The 22,537-nt window shown below is 47.0% G+C and carries 15 protein-coding genes, 1 tRNA gene and 1 riboswitch; of the genes, 14 read left to right on the top strand and 2 right to left on the bottom strand.

Features of this window, described 5'->3' with window-relative positions; genetic code table 11:
- Window positions 1-17: 17 nt before the first annotated feature.
- Window positions 18-1,076, bottom strand: coding sequence for a YkvI family membrane protein (locus A6049_RS11535; protein ID WP_063564779.1), 1,059 nt, complete (start codon window positions 1,074-1,076; stop codon window positions 18-20).
- A 204-nt stretch (window positions 1,077-1,280) separates the two neighbouring features.
- On the opposite strand from A6049_RS11535, the gene A6049_RS11530 reads away from it, so the two are divergent.
- The 4 genes from A6049_RS11530 to A6049_RS11515 all read left to right on the top strand — a co-directional run bounded on the left by A6049_RS11530 (window position 1,281) and on the right by A6049_RS11515 (window position 3,079).
- Window positions 1,281-1,862, top strand: a complete 582-nt coding sequence (locus tag A6049_RS11530) for a xanthine phosphoribosyltransferase (RefSeq protein ID WP_063564778.1) — start codon at window positions 1,281-1,283, stop codon at window positions 1,860-1,862.
- Window positions 1,863-1,960: 98 nt separating this feature from the next.
- Window positions 1,961-2,290 (top strand): hypothetical protein, encoded by a 330-nt coding sequence (locus A6049_RS11525; RefSeq protein ID WP_024629266.1) that lies wholly within the window; start codon window positions 1,961-1,963, stop codon window positions 2,288-2,290.
- Window positions 2,291-2,413: 123 nt separating this feature from the next.
- The gene (locus tag A6049_RS11520; RefSeq protein ID WP_063564777.1) at window positions 2,414-2,632 is read left to right on the top strand and encodes a hypothetical protein; all 219 of its coding nucleotides are present in this window, start codon (window positions 2,414-2,416) and stop codon (window positions 2,630-2,632) included.
- Between the two features lie 117 nt (window positions 2,633-2,749).
- Window positions 2,750-3,079 (top strand): carboxymuconolactone decarboxylase family protein, encoded by a 330-nt coding sequence (locus tag A6049_RS11515; RefSeq protein WP_062322073.1) that lies wholly within the window; start codon window positions 2,750-2,752, stop codon window positions 3,077-3,079.
- A 104-nt stretch (window positions 3,080-3,183) separates the two neighbouring features.
- Here the strand turns inward: A6049_RS11515 and A6049_RS11510 are convergent, their stop codons facing one another.
- Window positions 3,184-3,648, bottom strand: coding sequence for a C40 family peptidase (locus A6049_RS11510; RefSeq protein WP_063564776.1), 465 nt, complete (start codon window positions 3,646-3,648; stop codon window positions 3,184-3,186).
- A 5-nt stretch (window positions 3,649-3,653) separates the two neighbouring features.
- Window positions 3,654-3,785, bottom strand: a riboswitch (cyclic di-AMP (ydaO/yuaA leader).
- Window positions 3,786-4,198: 413 nt separating this feature from the next.
- On the opposite strand from A6049_RS11510, the gene pelA reads away from it, so the two are divergent.
- From pelA to A6049_RS11460, 10 genes are all read left to right on the top strand, one after another.
- Window positions 4,199-5,158 (top strand): pectate lyase, encoded by a 960-nt coding sequence (gene pelA / locus A6049_RS11505; protein WP_063564775.1) that lies wholly within the window; start codon window positions 4,199-4,201, stop codon window positions 5,156-5,158.
- A 118-nt stretch (window positions 5,159-5,276) separates the two neighbouring features.
- Window positions 5,277-5,360: transfer RNA gene (locus A6049_RS11500), tRNA-Leu, on the top strand.
- A gap of 330 nt (window positions 5,361-5,690) precedes the next feature.
- Window positions 5,691-9,581 carry a X2-like carbohydrate binding domain-containing protein gene (locus tag A6049_RS11495; RefSeq protein ID WP_063564774.1) on the top strand — a complete coding sequence of 1,297 codons (3,891 nt, stop codon included), beginning with the start codon at window positions 5,691-5,693 and terminating at the stop codon, window positions 9,579-9,581.
- Window positions 9,582-10,000: 419 nt separating this feature from the next.
- Window positions 10,001-12,115 carry a helix-turn-helix domain-containing protein gene (locus tag A6049_RS11490; RefSeq protein ID WP_240321374.1) on the top strand — a complete coding sequence of 705 codons (2,115 nt, stop codon included), beginning with the start codon at window positions 10,001-10,003 and terminating at the stop codon, window positions 12,113-12,115.
- 356 nt (window positions 12,116-12,471) lie between these two features.
- On the top strand, window positions 12,472-13,326 hold the full coding sequence (locus A6049_RS11485) for an ABC transporter permease (protein WP_024629272.1): 855 nt from the start codon (window positions 12,472-12,474) through the stop codon (window positions 13,324-13,326).
- A gap of 15 nt (window positions 13,327-13,341) precedes the next feature.
- Window positions 13,342-14,241 carry a carbohydrate ABC transporter permease gene (locus tag A6049_RS11480; protein ID WP_063564773.1) on the top strand — a complete coding sequence of 300 codons (900 nt, stop codon included), beginning with the start codon at window positions 13,342-13,344 and terminating at the stop codon, window positions 14,239-14,241.
- 97 nt (window positions 14,242-14,338) lie between these two features.
- Window positions 14,339-15,982 carry an extracellular solute-binding protein gene (locus A6049_RS11475; RefSeq protein WP_063564772.1) on the top strand — a complete coding sequence of 548 codons (1,644 nt, stop codon included), beginning with the start codon at window positions 14,339-14,341 and terminating at the stop codon, window positions 15,980-15,982.
- A gap of 113 nt (window positions 15,983-16,095) precedes the next feature.
- Window positions 16,096-17,859: a right-handed parallel beta-helix repeat-containing protein gene (locus A6049_RS11470; RefSeq protein WP_095206057.1), complete on the top strand. Its 1,764-nt coding sequence runs from the start codon at window positions 16,096-16,098 to the stop codon at window positions 17,857-17,859.
- Between the two features lie 29 nt (window positions 17,860-17,888).
- The gene (locus A6049_RS11465; RefSeq protein ID WP_063564771.1) at window positions 17,889-20,264 is read left to right on the top strand and encodes a glycoside hydrolase family 95 protein; all 2,376 of its coding nucleotides are present in this window, start codon (window positions 17,889-17,891) and stop codon (window positions 20,262-20,264) included.
- A 129-nt stretch (window positions 20,265-20,393) separates the two neighbouring features.
- Entirely contained in the window at window positions 20,394-22,451 is a 2,058-nt protein-coding gene (locus A6049_RS11460; RefSeq protein WP_063564770.1) for an alpha-galactosidase, read from the top strand.
- Window positions 22,452-22,537: the final 86 nt, after the last annotated feature.

Below are 22,537 nucleotides of genomic sequence, written 5' to 3'. Positions count from 1 at the left end.
GCAACAAAAATACGTTGTTATAGGTGTTTGTTACGACCTCGAAAGCTTCCCCATCGATCCATTACTAATTTTGCACCCCAGACCAGTGCCAAACTGCCGAAAATGGGGTAAAGGATAGAGAGCAGGGAGCTGAACCCAAACTGGCTAAGCGAATAACATAGCAGCATGATGGCCAGTATGATTAGTTTGGGATGTACGTGGACATGCTGTCTGAGTTGGAGGGTCATTCCATAAATATCGGCTACAAATGTACTGAAGATTTCCATAAAAATCAGGGATACATAGATAGACTGGACTACCCATCCAAGTTGAAAGGCAATGCTGCCCATTGGAATTTCAAATTGCGTGATGCCAGGCATCTGGGCTGACATGGCGAAGTGGGCTGCCATAAGCATGAATCCTACACCAATCCCTCCCAGAACGCCGCCCCATTTCAGTACCTTTCGGCTGCGAATCTGATTCCCCACCGGAACAAGTACAGCTTGGGCAAGTGCCAGGTTGAATGAAGTATACAACAGAGGAGATAACCAGACCTGGATTGGATTGCTGTCCGTGGTTAATGTAATAAATCGGTTCGCGCCGGGATGATGTATGGTGCTGGTGATCATAAGCAGAGAGAGCAGGAGCATCATTGGCACTACGATACTGTTCATTTGCAGAATAGCCTGAATGCCCCTTCCAAGCAGCAGATATGTACCGATAAGGGTAACAATCAGTCCGGTCTGGTAATGAAGCCCCAGATGCTCAACAAAGACCGACCCTGCTCCAGCCAGCATGACACTGTTTACTCCGATGAGAATAAGAAGGGTAACCCAGGTAATCCAGTTTCCTGCTTTATGACCGAATAGATGCTTGTTGAGATCTTCGTATGAGCGCGAGCCGGTATCATGGGCAATCAGCATCATTTTTGTACCTAACCAGACAAAGAGCATGGTCGATAAGCCAATGGTAATGGTGGCCCATTTGCCATACTGGGTAAAAAACTGCAATATCTCCTGTCCTGTTGCAAAGCCGGCTCCTACTACCGTTCCAATGTATGTAAATGCGATCTGCAGCACCCGAAATGCCTGTTTCATGCGTTTCCCCTCTCAGGCCCCTGAATAGTTTGGACATGCGGGTGCCATGGTACAAGGTATGCTTGACCCATCAAAGTCATGACAATTGAAGTGTGACATAGGGTCATTTCTATGCTCTGGACAAGAGCAAAGGCAATTTCGCTTGAACTGATAGCCGGATCTATGATACTTTTACGTCATAGGATAGGCTTGGGAGGTCAAATTATGGAAGTATTGAAACAACGAATTTTACAAGAAGGTGTAGTCATGTCAGATCAGGTGCTGAAGCTGGATGGTCTGCTGAATCACCAGATTGATCCTGCATTGACGATGGAAATGGGACGTGAATTTGCCGCTCGTTTTCGTGAAAGTGGTGTAACTCGGGTCATTACAGTGGAGTCTTCCGGGATTCCGGTCGCCTTTGCTGCCGCACATGAACTGGGTGTTCCGCTGGTATTTGCCCGTCGCAAAAAAACACTTTTGGCTGACCCCGACGCCTACTGTGAAAGAGTACCTTCTTTTACCAAAGGGATCGTAACAGATATTATGGTGTCCCGCGAATATATTCATGAGAATGACCGTATTTTGTTTATTGACGATATCATTGCGAATGGCGATGCCGCTCGTGGTGTCATCAAAATTATCGAACGTTCGGGAGCGGAACTGGTTGGATTCGGTGTCGTGGTCGAAAAATGTTTTCAGGCCGGAGCGCGCACTATTCGTGAGCAGGGCATCCCGGTTGAAGCGTTGGTGCGCATTCGTTCACTGAACGATGGCACCGTGCAATTTGACGATAACGAATTGTGACTTTTTAAAGGAAAAAGTGCCTATTTTTATAACAATGCCTTTGCATGACCGCTGATTTCATTTATAATGGGGTTATGTTAGGGAGAGGAGGCAACACCATGGGTAACCAACCGGCAACAGAACAATTTTTTATTGATAAGCTGGCGGAATCGAAAGTACATTTTGAGCGTGCCCTGGATTGTAAACATACGGAATTCGATGACCTTTATCCCTATATGATTGAACATCCTCAATTTTTCTGGTACAAACGCTACGTTGCCTGGTCAGAATTGCTGACGATTGTAGGCTTGTGCGAAGAGTTGTCCTTCTCTTGGAAAGAACAATTTACACCGCATCAAGTGGAGTACCTTGAAGAACGTGTGATGTCCGCCAAAGTGCTTGATTTTTGGTTTGAGAAGAACGACAGCAAAGAGCACGCGCAGCGGTAACTTTCAGTCGGGACATACTTTCGAATGACATGACAGTCCAATACAGTCACGTGAGACCTAAATGACTTTTCATTTAGGTCTCTTTTTGTAAATAATTTTTTTGGGAAAGTAGGCGCCATAAATATGATCAGTGATGCACAATTGGATGCACTGCGTTTATCGGGTGAAAAAGTAAGGGTAGTACGGGACGAGATTCAGTCCAATGATGTGACAGGTATTGTAGTGGCTTGGGACGGGGAGCAGGTACTCATTCGCCGTCAGAATCGTCGTGTGGTCAAGCTTGATCGGAATTACCGATATCAATTGTTCAGCGAACCACGCGAGAGCCTGCTCGAAGAATAGGACATGCCTATTTAGGTTCATTTACCATGGATGTTTTGGCATAATTACACCTCTCGGGAGAGAAGATAGGTACAGTGAGAGCTTGTAACATATCAGCCGAGAGGATGTGCGGTAACCATGACACTGATGAATGATAAGGTTCATGCCTATAAAGATCAGATTGGTGAATTAAGCGATGTGCTACCAGCAGTGGTGAAGTCTTATCATGAGTTCACTGGAGAATGCTTTCAGGCAGGGGCGATTGATGCCAAGACCAAACAGCTGATTGCGCTGGGTATTGGACTGTTTGCGAACAATGAGGTATGTACGTTTTACCATGTGGAAGAGGCACGTGCCAAAGGAGCGACCGATCAGGAGATTATGGAGACGGTTGCTGTGGCTGGAGCGGTAGGCGGAGGCCATGCGCTGTCTCAGGGTGCAATGAGAGTACAGAAGGCTTTACATTAAGTATAGAAGTCTACAGCACACCGAATTTGTAAACAAAAGCCCCAAACAAAGAGGAGGTCCCGGATTCACCCGGAGCCTCCTCTTTGCGCTATATCAAATCAAACTTATATTTTGCCCAGCATTTTGTTATACATAAATTGTCCTGTTACCCGGCGTGCTGTTACGTAACGATCATTGAAGTAAGGATTGGATAATTGTGTGATGCTGACACCCTTGCTGCTTGAAGCATGAGCGAACTGTCCGCCCCCGATATATACACCTGTATGTGAAATGCCATTGCCCATCGTATTAAAGAATACCATGTCACCAGTACGCAGATTAGCTTTGGATACCGGAGTTCCGGCCTTGGCTTGTTGCTGGGAAGTGCGTGGTAATTCAATGCTATATTTGTTGAAAATATATCTCATAAATCCAGAGCAATCAAATCCGGCCATTGTTGTGCCGCCCCATTTGTAAGGTATGCCTGTCATGTTGTTAACGACGCTGTTGATACTGCTTGCCTCTGTGCTTGCTGCACCGGATGTAAATAGAACTGCTGCTCCAAAAATGGAGATGATAAGCTTTTTCAAAATTTTTGTTCTCCCTTCGATGCCTACGGAGTTAGCTAAGGGTTCGGTAGAAGGTTCCCTATATTTCCTATGTATAAGAATAATTCACCCAAAATGGTTCCCCCGTTTTCAAACATGAAACTCGGCAAATGAATAATTAAGTTTTTGTAACCTTTTGAAACTATATTGCATAAATGCGAAAATGTCAAACCGATTTTGAACACTTCTTATCATCTCAATGTTAACGGAATTATCGCTATTTATGTAGAAATAACTCGAATATTGGGTTTTAATAGATGACAAAAAAGTAACTACTGTTTCAAATGGAGAAAAATTGGATAATTTATTGGCTTTCTCACATTTCGATTAGACGATACCTAAAGGTTAAGATAAAGAATTTGTTACATATTGTTGCAATTATTGACAAAATTCATTGTTTTGCATAGAATTCTTTTTATCTAATCCACTTATTGGATGAAAAGAAATAGTTTGAGTTTAAAAACAAATATAAGGAGGGGAGACGCTCAAGGAAAACAGTTTGCAGAAAATGAATTGGGGAGTGTTCTAAACGATGTTGAAGGCACAAGCAAGGTTTGCATCTTTGGTAATGGCATGTACAATGATTTTCTCTGTTGTCGGAATGGTATTTCAGCCTGCTGCTAAGGTATCTGCTGCAGACGCATCTGGAACGACAGCAAGTATCTCAGATATTTTGAAGAATCAACGTCCTGACGGGGGATGGAAGAAGGATTACAAAGAAACAAGTGGTGAGTGGGCCAAATCTACGATTGATAATAAAGCTACATACTCAGAAATTAGAAGATTAGCCAAGGAATTTAAAAAGACAAATGATCCGCGATATTCGGCTACTGCCATCAAAGGAATCAACTTTTTGTTAAATATGCAGTACTCCAATGGAGGATGGCCACAAGTATACCAGAGCTCAGGCTATCACAAACACATTACCTTCAACGACGATGCCATGATTAATGTCATGTACATGCTGGATGAAGTAGGTGCACGTAAAGGTGATTTCTCATTCATCGACAGCTCTCTTGCGGATCGCAGTAAAAAATCAGTTGCCAAAGGTGTAGATGCTATTCTCAATACACAGGTTGTAGCAAATGGTAAACTGACTGCATGGGGACAGCAGCATGATTCCAGCTCCCTAAAACCTGCAGGAGCAAGGATTTATGAAGTGCCTTCTCTAAGTGCTGGAGAGAGCAGTACGATTGTAAAGTTTTTGAAAACAAGACCGTCGAACTCGAAAATTAAGGCTTCCATTCAAGCGGCAGAAGCCTGGTTCAACAACGTGAAAATTACAGGATACAAGTATGTCAGAGAAAACGGAGATAGCAAACTCGTAGCTGATTCAGGTGCAGCGCCAATATGGGCACGTTTTTACGAAATTGGAACGGATAAACCGATCTTCGTAGGACGTGATGGGGTTGTGAAATACAAACTCAGCGATATCGATAAGGAAAGAAGAGGTGGGTATGCCTGGTATGGCAACTGGCCTTCAAAGATATGATTTATAAAAAGCTTTATCATTGAAGGCGAAATTATATTTTTTTTGTTGACACTAATTACCTGCACATGATATATTATCTCTTGTCGCCGCGATATAATTTCTCGGAGATAAGACATACGCGGTCGTGGCGGAATTGGCAGACGCGCACGGTTCAGGTCCGTGTGGGCTAACCCCCGTGGAGGTTCGAGTCCTCTCGACCGCATCATATGTAACACGAAAAAGGTTCCTAGAATGGCATTGCTGCCACTCTAGGAACCTTTTTTATTTGTTTACAGATTTTGATCTTTGCTTTTCCTGATTCTTTTCAACCCATTCCCTCGGCTTGAGCAAAAATGAAGTTTCCCTTTGTTTATTTATCCATTAATGGAAATATGTTTGTTCTGCGACGGTTTGCCCCTATATTTCAGGTTAATTGTACGTAAAATACCGAATTGTACCTATCTTGGGAATGCCTCATCCACTATTCTCTTCTCGTGTGGAAGCGCTATCAACAGGAATTTGAATGACCAAATTCAGAGGGGGTAGGGATAATTTGAAACGAATCGGAAAAAGGATGGCAATGTGTTTCATGGTATTTATGATTGCGGCGGTGCAGTTCGGGATTATGGGAACGACAGGTAATGTGGCACAAGCAGCAGATAAGAGTCTGGCCCAAAAGCCGTATATGGGTTGGAGCAGTTACAGCATGCAGGTATATGACGGGCCGGGTAACTGGACATCGGCCGAGAGTATAAAGAAGCAATCGGACGCCATGCGTGAGAAGCTGCAAGCCCATGGATATGAATACATTAATATTGATGCTGGCTGGAACGGTGACGAAGATGAATACGGCCGTCCTATTCCGAGTACTGTTCTTTATCCAAATGGATTTCAGGAGGTCATTGATTACGTCCATAATAACGGACAGAAGATCGGAATCTATCTGATTCCGGGATTATCAATCACCGCCTATGATAAAAATCTTGAGGTTTATGGGTCGGGCGGGGCATGTCGTATGCAAGATATTGCAGTAAAACCGCTCGTTGTTATGGATGCTTGGGATTCGTACACGTACAAAATTGATTTTTCGAACCCTTGCTCACAGAAGTACATTGACTCCATCGCGGATCTTCTTGGCGAGTGGGGTATCAACTTTGTCAAATTCGACAGTGTGACGCCAGGATCGGGAATCAATAATCTTAGCCGGGATGCACGTGGTGATGTGGAGGCATGGTCCAAAGCCCTGGACAGAAATAACATCTGGTTTGAGCTTTCCTGGGCGCTTGATCACAATTACGTGGACTTCTGGAAAAAGTATGCAAACGGCTGGAGGATCGACTGGGACGTTGAAGCTTACGACAGCAGTAAGGGATTGACCGAATGGTCGAGTATTTCCCGCTTGTTCCCCATCGCTGCCCTCTGGTGGCGGGATGCAGGTCCCGGAGGCTGGAACGACTTCGATTCACTGAATGTCGGGAATGGCTCGATGGATGGTCTGACCAAGGTTGAGCGGCAAACGGCCACGACCTTCTGGTCTATCTCTTCAGCACCGCTTTATACAGGTGATGATTTAACAAGGCTGGACAGCTATGGATTGGAATTGCTTACGAATGACGAAGTCATTGCCGTCAATCAGGCCGGACGTCCAGGCCATCCGGTTTCCATGGAGACCAAGCAGCAGGTTTGGTATGCCAATAACGGAGATGGTACTTACAGTGTAGCCTTGTTCAATTTGGGCGACCAGAGTGCGGAGGTTAAAGTCAAATGGAGCGATCTTGGCCTCAACGGTCCGGCTTCTGTCCGTGATCTCTGGAGCCATTCCGAGCTGGGGAATTTTAATCATGAATTCAGTGGCGGCGTGCTAGAACCCCATGCTTCCCGGATGCTTAAAGTAACCGCACTGAACGGCACATCAGCCGTCAATGACGATGATACAGGCATGCTCTATATCGGGGATTGGCAGCGCAACGGGGGCAAGGAGCAGACAGATGGGAGACAGGATCTGAGCATAGCGATTACGGATTCCTCTGGCACTGGTCCAGCGAATAGCAGTCAAGGGGGTGCCTTGGACGCTGAAGCTGACAATGCTGCAAATTCAATCTCCGTGGAAGATGCCACTGTTACCAATGAGGTCTACATTAATGATGATGACAGCAGTATTAAATACACGGGCTCATGGAACTCCAATACCGGCAGAAGTTACGGTGATTACAATGGCGATGTGCATTTTACTGAAAAAGACGGCGATTATTTTGAGTATAGTTTCACGGGCACAGGCATTGAACTGCTGACGGAGAAGGATAAAGACCAAGGAGACATGATTGTCACCCTCGATAATGGAGCACCTGAAACTGTAAACGCCTATACCAGTGGAGAAAGGGAAGTCCAGCAGGTTTTGTACAGCAAACTTGATTTGGACAACGGCCCACATACCTTGAAGGTGGTCAAGGGCTCGGGCCAGTATATGTTGCTGGATGCGCTTAGAGTAACCATGGAAATTCCTCCTGGAGGGCAGAACAGCACCATTAGTCCGACCTCTGCAAACTTTGAAAAGGAGACGGAACAACAGAAGGATGTCACCGTGAGGCTGTCCTTGAACGGCAATATGCTGACCGGCGTTGAAAATGACGGGGTGCTGCTCAGTGATGACGACTACACGGTGGTCAATGACAAGCTGACTATCAGGAAGCAGTACCTCACGCAGCTGCCTATAGGGACAACGAGTCTAAACGTAATCTTTAGCGCGGGTGATCCCCAGTCTTTGGCAATAAGGATCAGCGATACTACGGGCATTCGATTTATAATGATCAATAACGACGATCCGGCAATCAAGTACAACGGCTCCTGGTCACGAAGCACTGGCCGAGGTTTGGGTGACTATAAGGACGATGTGCAGTATACCGAAAAAAACGATGATTCTTTTGAATACACCTTCAAGGGAACGGGGATCCAGTTATTTACGGAGGTTGACCAGTCACAGGGAGACATGGATATCTATGTTGACGACCAATTCAAGGAAACAGTCAGCGCCCATCGTAACGGTCGGCTGGCACAGCAGAACCTGTACAGCATATCGGGGCTGCCGGATGGGCAGCACACGCTCAAGGCAGTGAAGAAATCGGGGGAGTACATGCTGCTCGATATGCTCAAAGTTGAGCTTCCGAATCTAATTAATCCGGTAACCGCGGATTTCGACAAGTCAGCTTCCGCTCAGACGGACATTGATGTGACGCTGCTGCAACAGGTGGAAAGCTTCAGTGGTATTACTAACGGATCACTTGATCTGGTTCCGGGGTCCGATTATACAGTTGCAGGGAACCGAGTTACACTGAAAAAATCGTATCTTGCTGCGCAGTCAGTGGGGATGCTGAACCTCAGCTTTGCCTTCGGCGGTGATTATCTCAATGATGTGCATTCCACGGTGGTGGACGGGGATTCTTTCGAATACACCTTCAAGGGCACTGGAATAAGTATGATTACACCGACTGGACCAGAACAGGGCGAAGTGGACATTTATGTAGACGGACAGCTGGTGCAGACCGTGAACGCCTACAGTCCAAGCCGGCAGATTCAGCAGGAGATTTACAGCATTTCAGGACTGGCAAAAGGCCAGCATACACTCAAAGCTGTGAAGAAATCCGGTGAGCTCATGCTGGCCGATCAACTGAAGTTTATTGTCCCTACTGGAAACGGTGAACCAACGAATCCGTCGAATCCAGGTGGTCCATCCAATCCAAGTGGACCATCGACTCCTGTCGTCCAGCCTTCAGACACTTCTGTGCCTGCGCCAGCTCCTGAATCTGGAAATACAGACGGGACAACAGGAACAGAGGGTGGTCAGGATATTCCGTATAAGAAGTATATTCAAGGTTATCCGGGCGGGTTGTTCAAGCCGGATAACAAGCTCACCCGTGCAGAAATGGCAACCATACTCGCAATGGTATCTGAGAAAGAAGGCACAGGATCTGCTATTGCATTCAGTGACGTTAAATCTGAATATTGGGGAGCCGACGCCATTGCTAAGGTAAGCAAGATAGGGCTGATGAGTGGTTATAAGGATGGGACGTTTAAGCCAAATCAGTCATTGACTCGTGCGGAGATGGCCACTCTCGTAGCCCTTCTCGGTCCGGATTCCGAGAATTCAGGCGATGGATTTTCTGATATCAGCAGCCACTGGGCCAAGGAAGCCATTTTGAAAGCGCAAAGCGCAGGCATTCTGAAAGGCTATAAAGATGGAACTTTTCGACCGAATGCTTTATTGACAAGAGCGGAAGCCGTTGTAGCAATCAACAGAGCTTTGGGCAGAGCACCGCTCACGAACGTTTCGCAGCCACAGTGGAAGGATGTTCCTTCCACACACTGGGCCTTTGGCGATGTTGAAGCAGCATCCGTCGATCAGGTTGTAAAAGCCCGATCAGAGGTGGAAGAACCAAAGAAGAAATGATGTAAACTAGGATTGGGGGGCCATCTCGGCCCCTTTTTTCTGAATGATAAGGAGTTATCATCTCAAACCAAAGAACTTCGGAAATGCTAAAAAAAGCAATGATAATCGTCTTTTTATCGTTGCCTTTTATTCATTCCCGAATGAAACACGATTGAAGAATGAGATAAAACAATTGACTAACCCGGAAAATATTATTATCTTTGATAACGCTACCAATACCTCAAGGAGGGGGAGGAGGGTTACCCATTAAATATTCCAATGTTTTTCGTAAATTTTTAATTTCCTACGTGATCATTTTGGTTATACCCAGCATTGGCGGTTATATGTCTTATCTAACTTCCATCTCCGTAACACAGTCCATTTCCATTGAGAATAGTGTTACCCAACTCCAGAAAAGCCAGGAAATATTGGAGGGCCGCATGGCGGAAGTGGAGGGCTTCACCCGACAGCTTGCAGTTAATCAGGAACTGAACGTTCTGATGAATGAAAGGGACAACGAAACCAACGTATATGGAATATGGAGAACGATGGAGAATGTGTTGACCTTTGGACAGACCAATGATTTTCTGCAAAATTATTATATTTATCTTGCGAATTACAATCTAATTTTGACCCCGGGCTCTTCTTACAGACCGAATCACTATTATACTGATTTTCGTTATAACGATCTTTCGTTGGAAGAATGGATGAAGGACGTGTTGGGGAAGACCCACCGGAGTGAGATTAAACCGCTTAGTTCCTATGTTAGTAGGGGGAAGCAGACTTCGGTAATCACATATATGCAGTCATTGCCTCTGGACAGCTTCAATGATTCTTCACCGGCTGTCGCCGTTGTAATCATTGACGAGAAAATGATTCTTAGTCTGTTGTCCAGCCTGAATGACCGATACGGTGGCTGGGTTCATATCAGCGATGCGGAGGGCAATACCATTGCGCTGCAAGGGAGCTCTGAGCCCGAGATGGTGAAAATGGCCTCGGACTCTCATTTTGACCCAAGCAGAGTCAGCCAGTTCTATGGGGATGATCTCGTGATCACTACAAGATCTGATAAGAACGGATGGGTATACCAGGCGGGTATTCCCCGTCATGTCCTGATGGAGAATGCAAACAGGATCAAGGGGATGACGATGCTGATTACGGGCGGCACACTGCTCATCGGACTGATTGTTGGACTTGTGCTGGCTTATCGCAACAGCGTTCCAATCAATCGACTGTTAAGTGTAATGAAAGAGCAGTTTGGGAAGGATGAATCGGCTCCCAAAAATGAATTTGACTTTTTGAGTGGAAATATCGCTGCTATGCTTACTAAGAACAAGCTGCTTGAATCCGAATTAAATCGCCAGCTCCCACTGGTCAGGGATGCCTTCCTGAAGCGGCTGATCTCCGGCGAATTCAAATCGCGGGATGAGATTCTTTCCGCTGCCGAACAGGCAGATATTAATTTGTATCAAGGCACGGGATATGCTGGAATTGTCCAGATTAAGGGTTATGCCAGTATGGACAGCGTCGAGATCCTGAATGAACTGAATGCCTCCCGATTACTGTTGAAGCAGGCTTTGGCTGAACTGGACGTGGATGTCCTGATGACCGATATGGGTTCGGATAAAGTGGTCATCCTGTTCTTTTCCAAGGAAACCGACTCCGAATTGGATCGTGAAAAGGAAGATATCACGCATATCATGGAGAATCTGGCACAGTATGTGTTCAATGAATACAGGATCACCATCCAGTCGGGATTCGGAAATCTCTTCACATCGTTGACAGAGGTCAGCCTTTCCTTTGATCAGGCCAATCAGGCGCTGGAGTATGCAGTCTACATGAACAAAAAAGGTATGATGTGGAACAACGAAGCCCAAACCGAAAATACAACGTATTATTACCCGCTGGATTCGGAGCAGCGACTGATTGGCACCATTCGTGCAGGAGAACTTGAAGAGGCCAAACGGATTGTCGATGCAATCATTGTGCAGAACATGGAGCAGCGGGAACTGTCCATGGAAATGAAGCATCAACTTGTTGGAGAAATGAAGGGGACTTTTCTCAAGTTGCTGGATCAAAAGGCGTTTACGGAATATGCCTCCATCGAGAATGTGAAACGGCGGGTCATTGATATTGGTTCCTCGGAGCCGCTCGAAACGATCAAAGCTGAGTTTTATGAGATCATGGAAGAGCTCTGCTCCGTTATTGCAAACAAGAAGAAGGATGCTCATATTCAAATCATCAAACAGATTAAGGAATATACTGCGAAAATGTATTCAGATACAGAGCTGACTCTGTATCGGGTGGCAGAGCATGTGGAGCGGCCTGAGAAATACATTTCTCAATTGTTCAAAGAGTTTACGGGGGTTAATTTCTCCGATCACCTGATCAAAGTCCGAATGGATCAGGCTGTGATTTTGTTGAAAGAGAGCAATTATACTGTTGACGAGATTGCGTCACGGGTAGGTTACAATAGTTCTCACTCCTTTAGGAGGGCCTTCAAACGATTGAATGGCGTTTCGCCTAGTGTGTATAGACAATCGGTTGACGATTAAATGAAAGGAAGACCCATAGACTGTGTTGTCCGTGTTCCGGACAATGCGGTCTTTTTTTGCGAATGCGCCTCCGTAATGGAAAAATGGCTGTCGTACTGCGGATGTGTGCCCCCAAAAACAGGATAACTGTACGTGTAACGGCGCAGGTGTACCTGTTTATAGGACATCAAAATCGACTATGATCAGAATTAAGAAAGCGCTATCATAATTTACGCATCGCAGACAGCTAGTAAGGGGGGATTGTTCTGGAGAAGGAAATCGTATTAAATCACAAGACATCAACACAGCCGAAGGCACCTGGTTTTCTGACCAATGCCCGCAAAAGAATGATGAAGCACTGGCAGTTACACCTACTGGTGATTCCGCCCTTGCTATTTTTTCTCATCTTCAAGTATTATCCGATGATCAATGCGGTTCTTGCCTTTAAGGACTATAACGTCATCAAGGGGATATGGGGAAGTGATTGGGTTGGTTTTCAAAACTTTCGTCTGTTCTTTGAGAACCCATTATTTTGGACCCTGGTGAAGAACACCATTTTACTTAGCGGTTATTTAGTGTTGGCCGGATTTCCAATTCCGATTGTGCTCGCACTCATGATTAATGAGGTACGCGGAGCAAAGTTCAAGAAATTCGTCCAACTCGTATCCTTTGCACCCTATTTCATCTCAACAGTCGTGATGGTGTCCATGATTATGCTGTTCCTGGCACCACGGCTTGGATTTGTGAACATCGCCATGAACTTCTTTGGGCTGGATTCCGTGAATTTTCTGGGTGAGCCGGGCATGTTCCGTTCGATCTATGTCTGGTCCGACATTTGGCAGACTGCGGGCTACAGTGCGGTTATTTATTTGGCAGCACTTGCCGGAATCGATCCCACATTGTACGAAGCGGCTAAAGTCGATGGGGCCTCGCGTTTTCAAAAAATCCGTCACGTGGATCTGCCAGGGTTGGTGCCAACCATTGTCATTATTTTGATCCTGAATGTCGGAAATGTCATGGCGATTGGCTTTGAGAAAGTCTATTTGTTACAGAATCCGCTCAATCTGGCTAATTCTGAAATCATTGCAACTTATGTCTACCGAGTCGGCCTGTTGAATGCCAACTATAGCTTTGCAACTGCGGTGGGGCTGTTCAACTCACTGATCAATCTGGTCTTACTGGTTACGGTAAATGGTTTGGCGAAGAGAGTTACTAAGAATAGCATTTGGTAGGAAAGGAGTTCACCTATGGCTGCAAACGTTCAAACCAAGATTAAAGAGTCCGCTGTGGACAAAACGTTTCTGATTACAATTTACATTTTGCTCAGTATCGTGGCGTTGGTGGTCATTTACCCACTGATATTTATCGTCAGCAGCTCAATCAGCAGCCCGGCAGCAGTAACTTCCGGTCGAGTATGGCTCTGGCCCGTAGATATTTCCTTCAACGGTTACAAGGCATTATTTAATACACCTGAGATTCTCATCGGCTATGGTAACTCCATTTTCTATACGGTCGCAGGTACCCTGATCAGTGTAGCGTTAACCATCATGATTGCTTATCCGTTGTCACGCAAAACCTTTTTCGGCAGGAACACCCTGATGATGATCATTACCTTTACCATGATTTTCAGTGGTGGGCTGATTCCGACTTATATGGTTGTGAAGCAGCTTCATCTGATTGATACTCGCTGGGCGTTACTGATCCCGAATGCAATCTGGGTATGGCAGGTCATTATTGCTCGCTCGTTCTTTCAATCTTCTATTCCGGGGGAGCTTCTGGAAGCCAGTGAAATTGACGGCTGTAGTGATATGCGATTTATCTGGAGTGTTGTACTCCCGTTATCGAAGCCGATCATCGCCGTGCTGGTTCTCATGTATGCTGTGGGGCAGTGGAATGCGTACTTTGATGCCCTGATCTACCTCAAATCGGCAGACCTGTTCCCGCTGCAACTCATCTTGCGAAGTATCATCATTCAAAATAATGGTTCGGGTGCCATGGACGTCGCGAAAATGGTGGAAAGACAGCAGCTTACCGAACTGTTAAAATATTCGTTAATTGTGGTCGCCACTTTGCCTGTACTTGTCATCTATCCATTTGTACAGCGTCATTTTGTACAGGGGATGCTGGTCGGTTCTGTTAAAGGTTGATCCTTAGATTCGGTGTATGGAGAAAGAAGATATAGACAGTTCATACGCAAGGTACCATCGTCTCAACTGGTAAACTACAAAAAGGGAGTGATCAGATTTGAAGAAAAGTATGGTAACGTTATTGATGCTGGTAGTGGCATTCACAGTTGTCATGAGCGGATGTTCCAATGGTAGCTCATCTACAGCACAACCGGGGAGCTCGGAAGAGGGCGGCAAGGTGAATATCAGCGTGTTCGCGGTTCAGGACTCTAGCATTGATATTCCGACCAATAAATTCACTGCATTTGTGGAAGACAAATTCAATATCAAATTCAATTGGGAGATCAACCCATCGGATGGAGCCAAGGAAAAGCGGCAAATCTCGCTGGCAAGCGGCGACTATCCTGATGCCTATCTGCTAACCCACTATATAGACCAATTCTCTCAGGCAGATCTGCTGAAGTATGGCAAGCAGGGTGTGCTCGTTCCTTTGAACGATCTCATTGATCAATACGCTCCCAACATCAAAGCAGCTATGGAGAAGAACCCTAATTTGAAAACGCTTAATACAGCACCTGATGGCAATATCTATGGACTTGTTGCATATACGGAATGTTTCCACTGCTCCTACCCGAGTAAGATGTGGATTAATACCGAGTGGCTGAAAAAGCTGAATCTGGAAATGCCAAAGACGACCGAAGAATTCAAAAACGTGCTGCAAGCTTTCAAGACGCAGGACCCGAACGGAAACGGCAAAGCAGATGAGGTACCTCTGAGTGGTTCCATAGAGGAGTTCGGCGTACGAATTATTCCGTTCCTGATGAATGCATTTGTCTATGATGATGACCGAAACTACCTGCAAATGGAAAATGGAAAAGTTCAATCTGCGGCAATTACACCTGAATGGAAAGAAGGATTGACTTACATTAAGTCCCTCTTTGATGCAGGTCTGATTGACCCTGGCGCATTCACACAAAATGCAGAAGCGTTCAAGAAAATCGGTGAAAATGCTGACGCTGAAATTTTGGGTGCTGGTGCAGCTATGCATCCCGCAATTTTCGTGAACATTGACGAAGGCAATACTCGCTCGGCGCACTATAACCCGCTGGCGCCGATTTCTGGACCACAGGGTGTGTCCTATGCGACGCATGATGCGGGCGGTGTATCTCCAGGAGCGAAATTTGTAATCACAAACAAGGCAAGTGAAGAAGCGCAAATTGCCCTGATCAAAATGGTTGACTACATGTTCACACCAGAAGGTCAAACGAACGGTGCAAGCGGTATGAAGGGGATTGACTGGACTGACCCGGTGGAAGGTGATGTGGCACTGGGTAAAGACGTTAAACCTGTAGTGAAACAAATCCCTATGGCTGAGGGTGAGGCACCACGTAATGCGGGCTGGAGTGGTATGGCTCACTTCTATATGCCAAAAGAATATCGTGATACCTTCGTTCAAGGCACAGATATTTATGCATCCAATGGTTATGAGCGCAGATTATATGACGCATCGCTGTTGTACGAAGGGCATGAGCCGAAAGAGCTGTTCCCGATCTGGTCCGTCTGGATTGATCCAAACGAAATTGACGAAGCCAGTTTGCTGCAAACCAACATCAGAAACTACATTGAGCAAAATGAATTGCAATTCATCACAGGCAACAAGGACTTGAATAAGGACTGGGATGCTTATGTGAAAGGTTTACAGAACCTGAAGCTCGATCGTTATCTAGAAATTTTGCAAAAAGCATATGATACAAGCAAGTAATTAAGAGGGATATCGGAATCAGGTGCCTATGATGTACCGGCACCTGATTTTCCTTGTATTTAGGCAGAAGCGAAGTATGATGATGGAGTATATGTGATGATAGAGAAGAAGCAATGGATGTGTTACATACCAAGAAGGGTGGGATCATCATTTCTGTGACAGAACAAGAAGATATCACGAATTTCACGACGATAAGTTTGACGGATTATGGCGCTGTGCCTGACTCTGAGTTGGACACCCAGCCAGCCATGGCTCGTGCCATTCAGGCGGCGGCCGAAATTTCTGGTCCGGTGGTGCTGGACTGTGCAAGAGGCAGATATCATTTCTACCCGGAGGAGGCGATTCGGGCGCCTTATTATATCTCCAATACGACGAGTGAAGAAGAGAATCCAGACGTAACCAAGACCATTGCCATTTTGCTGAAAGGGATGAACGATGTAACCCTGGAGGGCAACGGCTCCCTGTTTATTTTCCACGGCAAACAGACCCTGTTTTTGCTGGACAAATGCACCAATGTAGAGATTCGCAACCTGCGTACAGACTATTACCAGCCGACGGTGACGGAGATGACGATTATCGCAAGCGGAAAGCATTATTTCGATGCGCGGGTTCACCCCGATTCCCGTTATCAGATTCGGGACAACAAGCTAACCTGGCTCGGTGAAGGCTGGAGTTTTGCGGAAGGTCCCATGCAAACCTATGATCCATTGCGGAATACAACCTGGCGAATCGACAATTGGCTGGAATTGGCCCAATCTGTGGAAGAGCTTGAGCCCATGACCATCCGTTTGCATTTTGATTTTCAACCTGATGTGGTCCCTGGTCATGTGCTACAAAACCGCGATGGCATTCGTGATCAAGTTGGAGCTTTTATGACCGAATGCTCGGATATAACGTGGAGAGACGTGAGTCTGCATTTTCTGCACGGACTCGGTGTCGTTGGACAGTTCAGCACAAATCTGACCTTCTCACGAATGAACCTGGCGCCCCGCACCGAAACGGAACGTACAGTTGCCGGCTTTGCGGATTTTCTGCACATCTCCAGCTGCAGAGGCAAGGTTGCCGTAAGGGACAGCTATTTTTCCGGTTCGCATGATGATCCTGTCAATGTCCACGGTACCTATTTACGAATTGTAGATCAGCCAGCAGTGGATTGTGTGAAGGTTCGATTCATGCATCCCCAGACGTATGGGCTTCCAGCATTTTATCCTGGTGATGAAATCGAATTTGTCCGTTCCGGTTCGTTGACGACCTACGCCTCCAACAATGTGGTTGCGGTTGAGCGTTTAAGTGCTCGTGAGCTTTTGCTGACTCTTGCTCATCCGGTACCGGACGGTATTGGCAGCCATGATGTCATTGAGAATGTAACCTGGACACCTGAAGTGGAAATTACAAATAATCATTTTGCCCGAGTACCAACACGAGGCATCCTCGTAACGACTCGTCGGAAAGTGCTGATTACCGGGAATACGTTTGAACGCATGTCCATGAATGCCATTTTGATTGCGGTGGATGCCGAGTCCTGGTATGAGTCCGGAAGGGTAGAGGATGTGACGATCTCCGATAACCATTTTATTGAATGTGGCGGCAGTGAGCATCCCGTGATATTCATATCCCCGGAGAATGTGGTGGTTGATGAGAGCGCTCCGGTCCACCGACAGGTCGTTATCCTGAATAACCGTTTCGAAACTTGTAGTGATGTCCCGATTCTAAGCGCCAAATCCACTTGTGGGTTGGTTTTCAAGTCGAATAAAATATGTTCCTCCAGCGAGACAGGAAAGTTATCCGGCGTTGAAGAAGCAGTCTATGCAATAGCCTGCAGCGAGGTTGACATTGCGAATAATACGTTCACTAATGTTCCAGAAGGTACTGACTAGCAATTGAGAAATCATGAGGGAGAGTGCACATGAAACTTCAATATGACAAACCTGCACATGTATGGACGGAAGGGCTTCCCATTGGTAATGGCCGTCTGGGCGGTATGATCTTTGGTGGAGTGGAGCAGGAGAAAATCAGCTTAAATGAGGATACTTTATGGTCCGGTTATCCGAAGAACGGCAACAATCCTGGCGCAAAGGACGCTCTGCCAAAGGTCCGCAAGCTGTTACAGGAGGAACGTTATACAGAAGCGGACACGCTGACCAGAGAAATGATGGGACCTTACACTCAATCGTACCTGCCTTTCGGGGATTTACTCCTACGTTTTGAGCACGGGAACATCTACCATTCCTATAAGCGGACGCTGGATGTAGAACATGCAGTGCACAGCCTTGAATATCAGATTGGCCATGTTATATATACCCGTGAAATGTTTGCGTCGCATCCTGATCAGGTACTTGTACTGCGGCTGGCTGCGAGTGTGGAAGGTGCGTTGAATGTACATGCGTCACTGGATAGCCCGCTTCGGCATGTGACTAGTGTTAGGGAAGGCCGCTTTGTTATGGAAGGAACGGCCCCTGAACATGTCGATCCCAGCTATGTTGCAAGCGACGATCCGATCCGATACGGTGACCCCGGAAATAACAAGGGCATGGTCTTTGAAGGACAGCTAGCGGTAAAGACAGAGGACGGACAGGTAACTGTGGATGGCAGTGGAATTCATGTATTGGGTGCGACAACGGCAACTTTTTATTTCAGTGCGGCAACAAGTTTTAATGGTATGGATGCCATTCCGGGAGTCGAGGGGAAAGATGCTTCCTTCACTGCAAGTTCATTTCTGAATGAGGCGGTAGCCAAGCCATATGACAGCCTGCTTGACTCCCATATTGCGGATTATCGTCTGCTCTTCGATCGGGTGAAGCTTCAGCTGGGGAATTCACCTGCTCCGGAGCAGATGTCCACTGAACAGCGGATTACGACCTATGGGGCGGAGGATCCGGGGCTTGTGGAGCTTCTCTTTCATTATGGGCGCTACTTGCTGATCGCAAGCTCCCGTCCGGGAACGCAGGCTGCGAATCTTCAGGGCATATGGAATGCAGTAACTCGTCCTCCATGGAGCAGCAATTACACGCTGAATATTAATACTGAAATGAACTATTGGCCGGCTGAAATATGCAATTTGGCTGAATGCCATGAGCCATTGCTGGACTTGATCAGCAATTTGGCGAAGAAGGGCGTTGAGACCGCACAGGTCAACTATGGTACCCGAGGCTGGACCACGCATCATAACACGGATATTTGGGGACAGACGGCACCGGTGGGCAATTATGGTGACGGTGATCCAAGCTGGGCTTTCTGGCCGATGGGAGGTATTTGGCTGACCCAGCATTTATGGGAGCATTATGCCTTCAGCGGAAATGAGACGTATTTGCGGAATTCCGCGTATCCAGTGATGAAGGAAGCTGCGCTGTTCGCACTGGACTGGCTCATTGACGATGGTAGCGGTCACCTTGTGACTTCGCCTTCAACTTCGCCGGAGCATAAATTCCGGACAGCGGAAGGTGTAGCAGCGGTCAGTCCGGGTTCAACCATGGATATCTCATTAATCTGGGAGTTGTTCACCAACTGTATTGAAGCCTCGGAAATACTTGGAACGGACCTGGATTTCAGAAAAGAACTGGTGAGCATCCGTGAGCGTCTGCTGCCGCTGCAAGTCGGGAAATATGGCCAATTGCAGGAGTGGGCGAAGGACTATGAGGATGAGGACATTTACCACCGGCATACCTCGCATCTGGTAGGCGTGTATCCGGGTCGACAGCTTTCGGACGAAGAGACACCAGAGTTGTTTGTCGCCGCCAGAACCTCCCTTGAGCGGCGGGGAGACGAAAGCACGGGTTGGAGCCTGGGATGGCGTGTTGCACTTTGGAGCCGTTTCAGGGAAGGAAATCGTTCCCTGCATCTGCTCTCCAACATGCTGCGTCTGGTCAGAGATGGAGCGTCGGAACAATACAACCATGGCGGTGTATATCCGAATCTTCTGGGCGCACATCCTCCGTTTCAGATCGACGGCAACTTCGCGGCCTCTGCCGGGATAGCCGAGATGCTGCTGCAATCTCACCGTCCTTATATGGAACTGCTACCTGCACTGCCGGATGCTTGGCAACAGGGCAACGTTTCCGGCCTGCGTGCCCGAGGTGGATTTGAGGTCAGTATCCGGTGGGACAACCGACAACTCGTAGAAGCGTACATCACTTCTCATCTGGGCCGGGACTGCGTGCTTAGAGGTGAAGGCCCAGTTGTGGTAACGCTTGACGGCAGCGTGGTTGAGACGGAGGACACCGATTCAAATATCATAGGTTTCCCTACATCTGCAGGACGTACTTACAAGATTAAGTTGAGTTAAATCGCGTTATGGATCGGAAGATCGTTGCATGGAAAATGCTCTATTCGGTCTTTATAATGAGGGCAGACTTGGGCAGGAGAGACATAATCAGCTCCGCTCAGGGCACAGCATGCAACAATAAGGAGGCATATGATGCTAACTAGCGATACAGCCGTACAAGTGCAGCAACAGAATGTTAATCTTGTAAGCGTTACAAATGGCCACGTGAGCCTGGAGATCAATCTTGAAAATGGTGAAGTGTCCTTCATCGGCAAGCATTCTTCCCATGTGAAGGGCATTCGTAGTGCTTTTCGCTGGCAGGGCCGGGAATACAGCACGGATCATTATCAGAACCATGAGCTGACGGCACAGGAAGATATTGTTCGAGAAGGATTTGGAAAAGGCATCCGCTTGGTCGTTCTGCATAAAGCCTCGTTGCTGCCGCAACTGGAGCAGCATTTCTATATGTATGAATCCTCACCGTATGTACTGGTGCAGACCACTATAGTCGGTGATGAAGAGCTTAAGGCGAATCGCATGGCTGTCATCCAATCCAAAACCATATCACTCGGCGGAGAATCCGGCCAGAATGAACCAAGCATTCTGCGTGTTCCGTTTGACAACGATAAATGGGTCAGATATACGGTGGTTAAGCCGCCGCTTGATGTGGAGAGTTATGAGGCGACAGCCTTGTTCGCGCCCGACAGCCGCCGGGGAATTGTGATGGGTTCCCTTACGCATAAGGTATGGAAAACAGGGATTCGTATGCAAAGCGAAAAAAGCGGACAAATTGAGGGACTTGATCTGTACGGCGGTGCGGTGGGTGAACTGACTCGCGATTCCCAGCCTCATGGGTATGTGAAGGGAAAAAGAGTTGAATCTCCATTGGTATTCGTCGGGTTCTATGAAGACTACCGTGAAGGTCTTGAAGCCTACGGTAGGGCTAATAGCTGGATTGAGGCTCAATTACCTTGGGAGGGCGGTGTCCCCATCGGATGGAACAGCTGGTCTGCGGCTATGAGTGATCTGGACTATGATCTATATACAGCGACCAGCGATTTTCTGAAAAATGAAGTGCAGCCGCTTGGATTCGAGAATGAGGATACGTTATATATCAACTTTGATGCTTTCTGGGACAATTTCACGCCGGAAGAGATGAAGAGCGCACTGGACCGAGTACGGCAAAACGGACATAGAGCGGGAACGTACTGGACCCCATTTGCCTTCTGGGGAGGGCCTGATCAGTTCAGTCAAGCGGTCGAAGGAACGAACGGCAAATACACCTATGCAGATATCCTGCTGCGTGACAGTGAGGGCGAAATTCTGCCAGATGTAGACGGTGGTCTGGCAATAGACCCGACACATCCTGGCAACCTGCAAAGAATCGACTGGTTCACGGATAAATTCATCGCGGAAGGTTTCGAATATATCAAACTGGATTTCTTGGCACATGGCTCGTTGGAGGGACAGCACCACAATTCGGATATTACAACAGGGATCGCGGCTTATCACTATGGCATGTCTTATTTGCAGCATAAGCTCTCGCCAGAAGTAATCGGACGGCCATTTTTCATAAACTTGTCCATCGCTCCATTATTTCCATATGCATTTGCCCACAGCCGCCGTATTTCCTGTGATGTCTTCGGTACACTTGCGGATACGGAATATATGCTGAACTCGCTGACACACGGTTGGTGGATGAGCAATACGCTCTATCGCTACAATGATCCGGATCATTCGGTGTTATACAAGAGCTTCAACCAGGAAGCTACCGGCTGGCATGAAGGACGTAGCCGCCTGACTGCTTCAATCATTGCCGGTACGGTGCTTCTACTCGGGGATGACTTCCGCAAAGAGGATGCTGCCGAACGAGCAAAAGAATGGCTTGGTAACAAGGAGATTTTGAACGTTGCTCGTATGGGCAAAACCTTCCGACCAGTTGAAGGTGATTTTGGGAAGCTGTCTTCTGACGTGTTTGTCCTTGAATCGTCGGAAGAGAAAAGTTTCTATCTCGCCGTCTTCAACTTTGATGCTGCACAGGCCGCGGTGAAATCCATCTCGCTGGAGCGGGCCGGACTAAACACCAATGCCGTTTACAGTTTGCAAGATCTGTGGGAAGGCTCACAAGGGGAAACGTCTGGAGAGCTTACGGTCTCACTGGAACCGGCGGAATCCAAAATCTTCAGATTGACCGTGAAGGGAAACTGACCTGGGAGAAATGATAACCCAGAGAAGTAAACGGTTTTAGAATATAAAAACAAAGTCAAACGCGCGCTTTTGTATCTCACAGATCG

It is taken from the genome of Paenibacillus sp. O199 (genome assembly GCF_001636635.1).
GTDB lineage: Bacteria > Bacillota > Bacilli > Paenibacillales > Paenibacillaceae > Paenibacillus > Paenibacillus marchantiae.
This window is presented reverse-complemented; position numbering and strand designations above follow the sequence as displayed.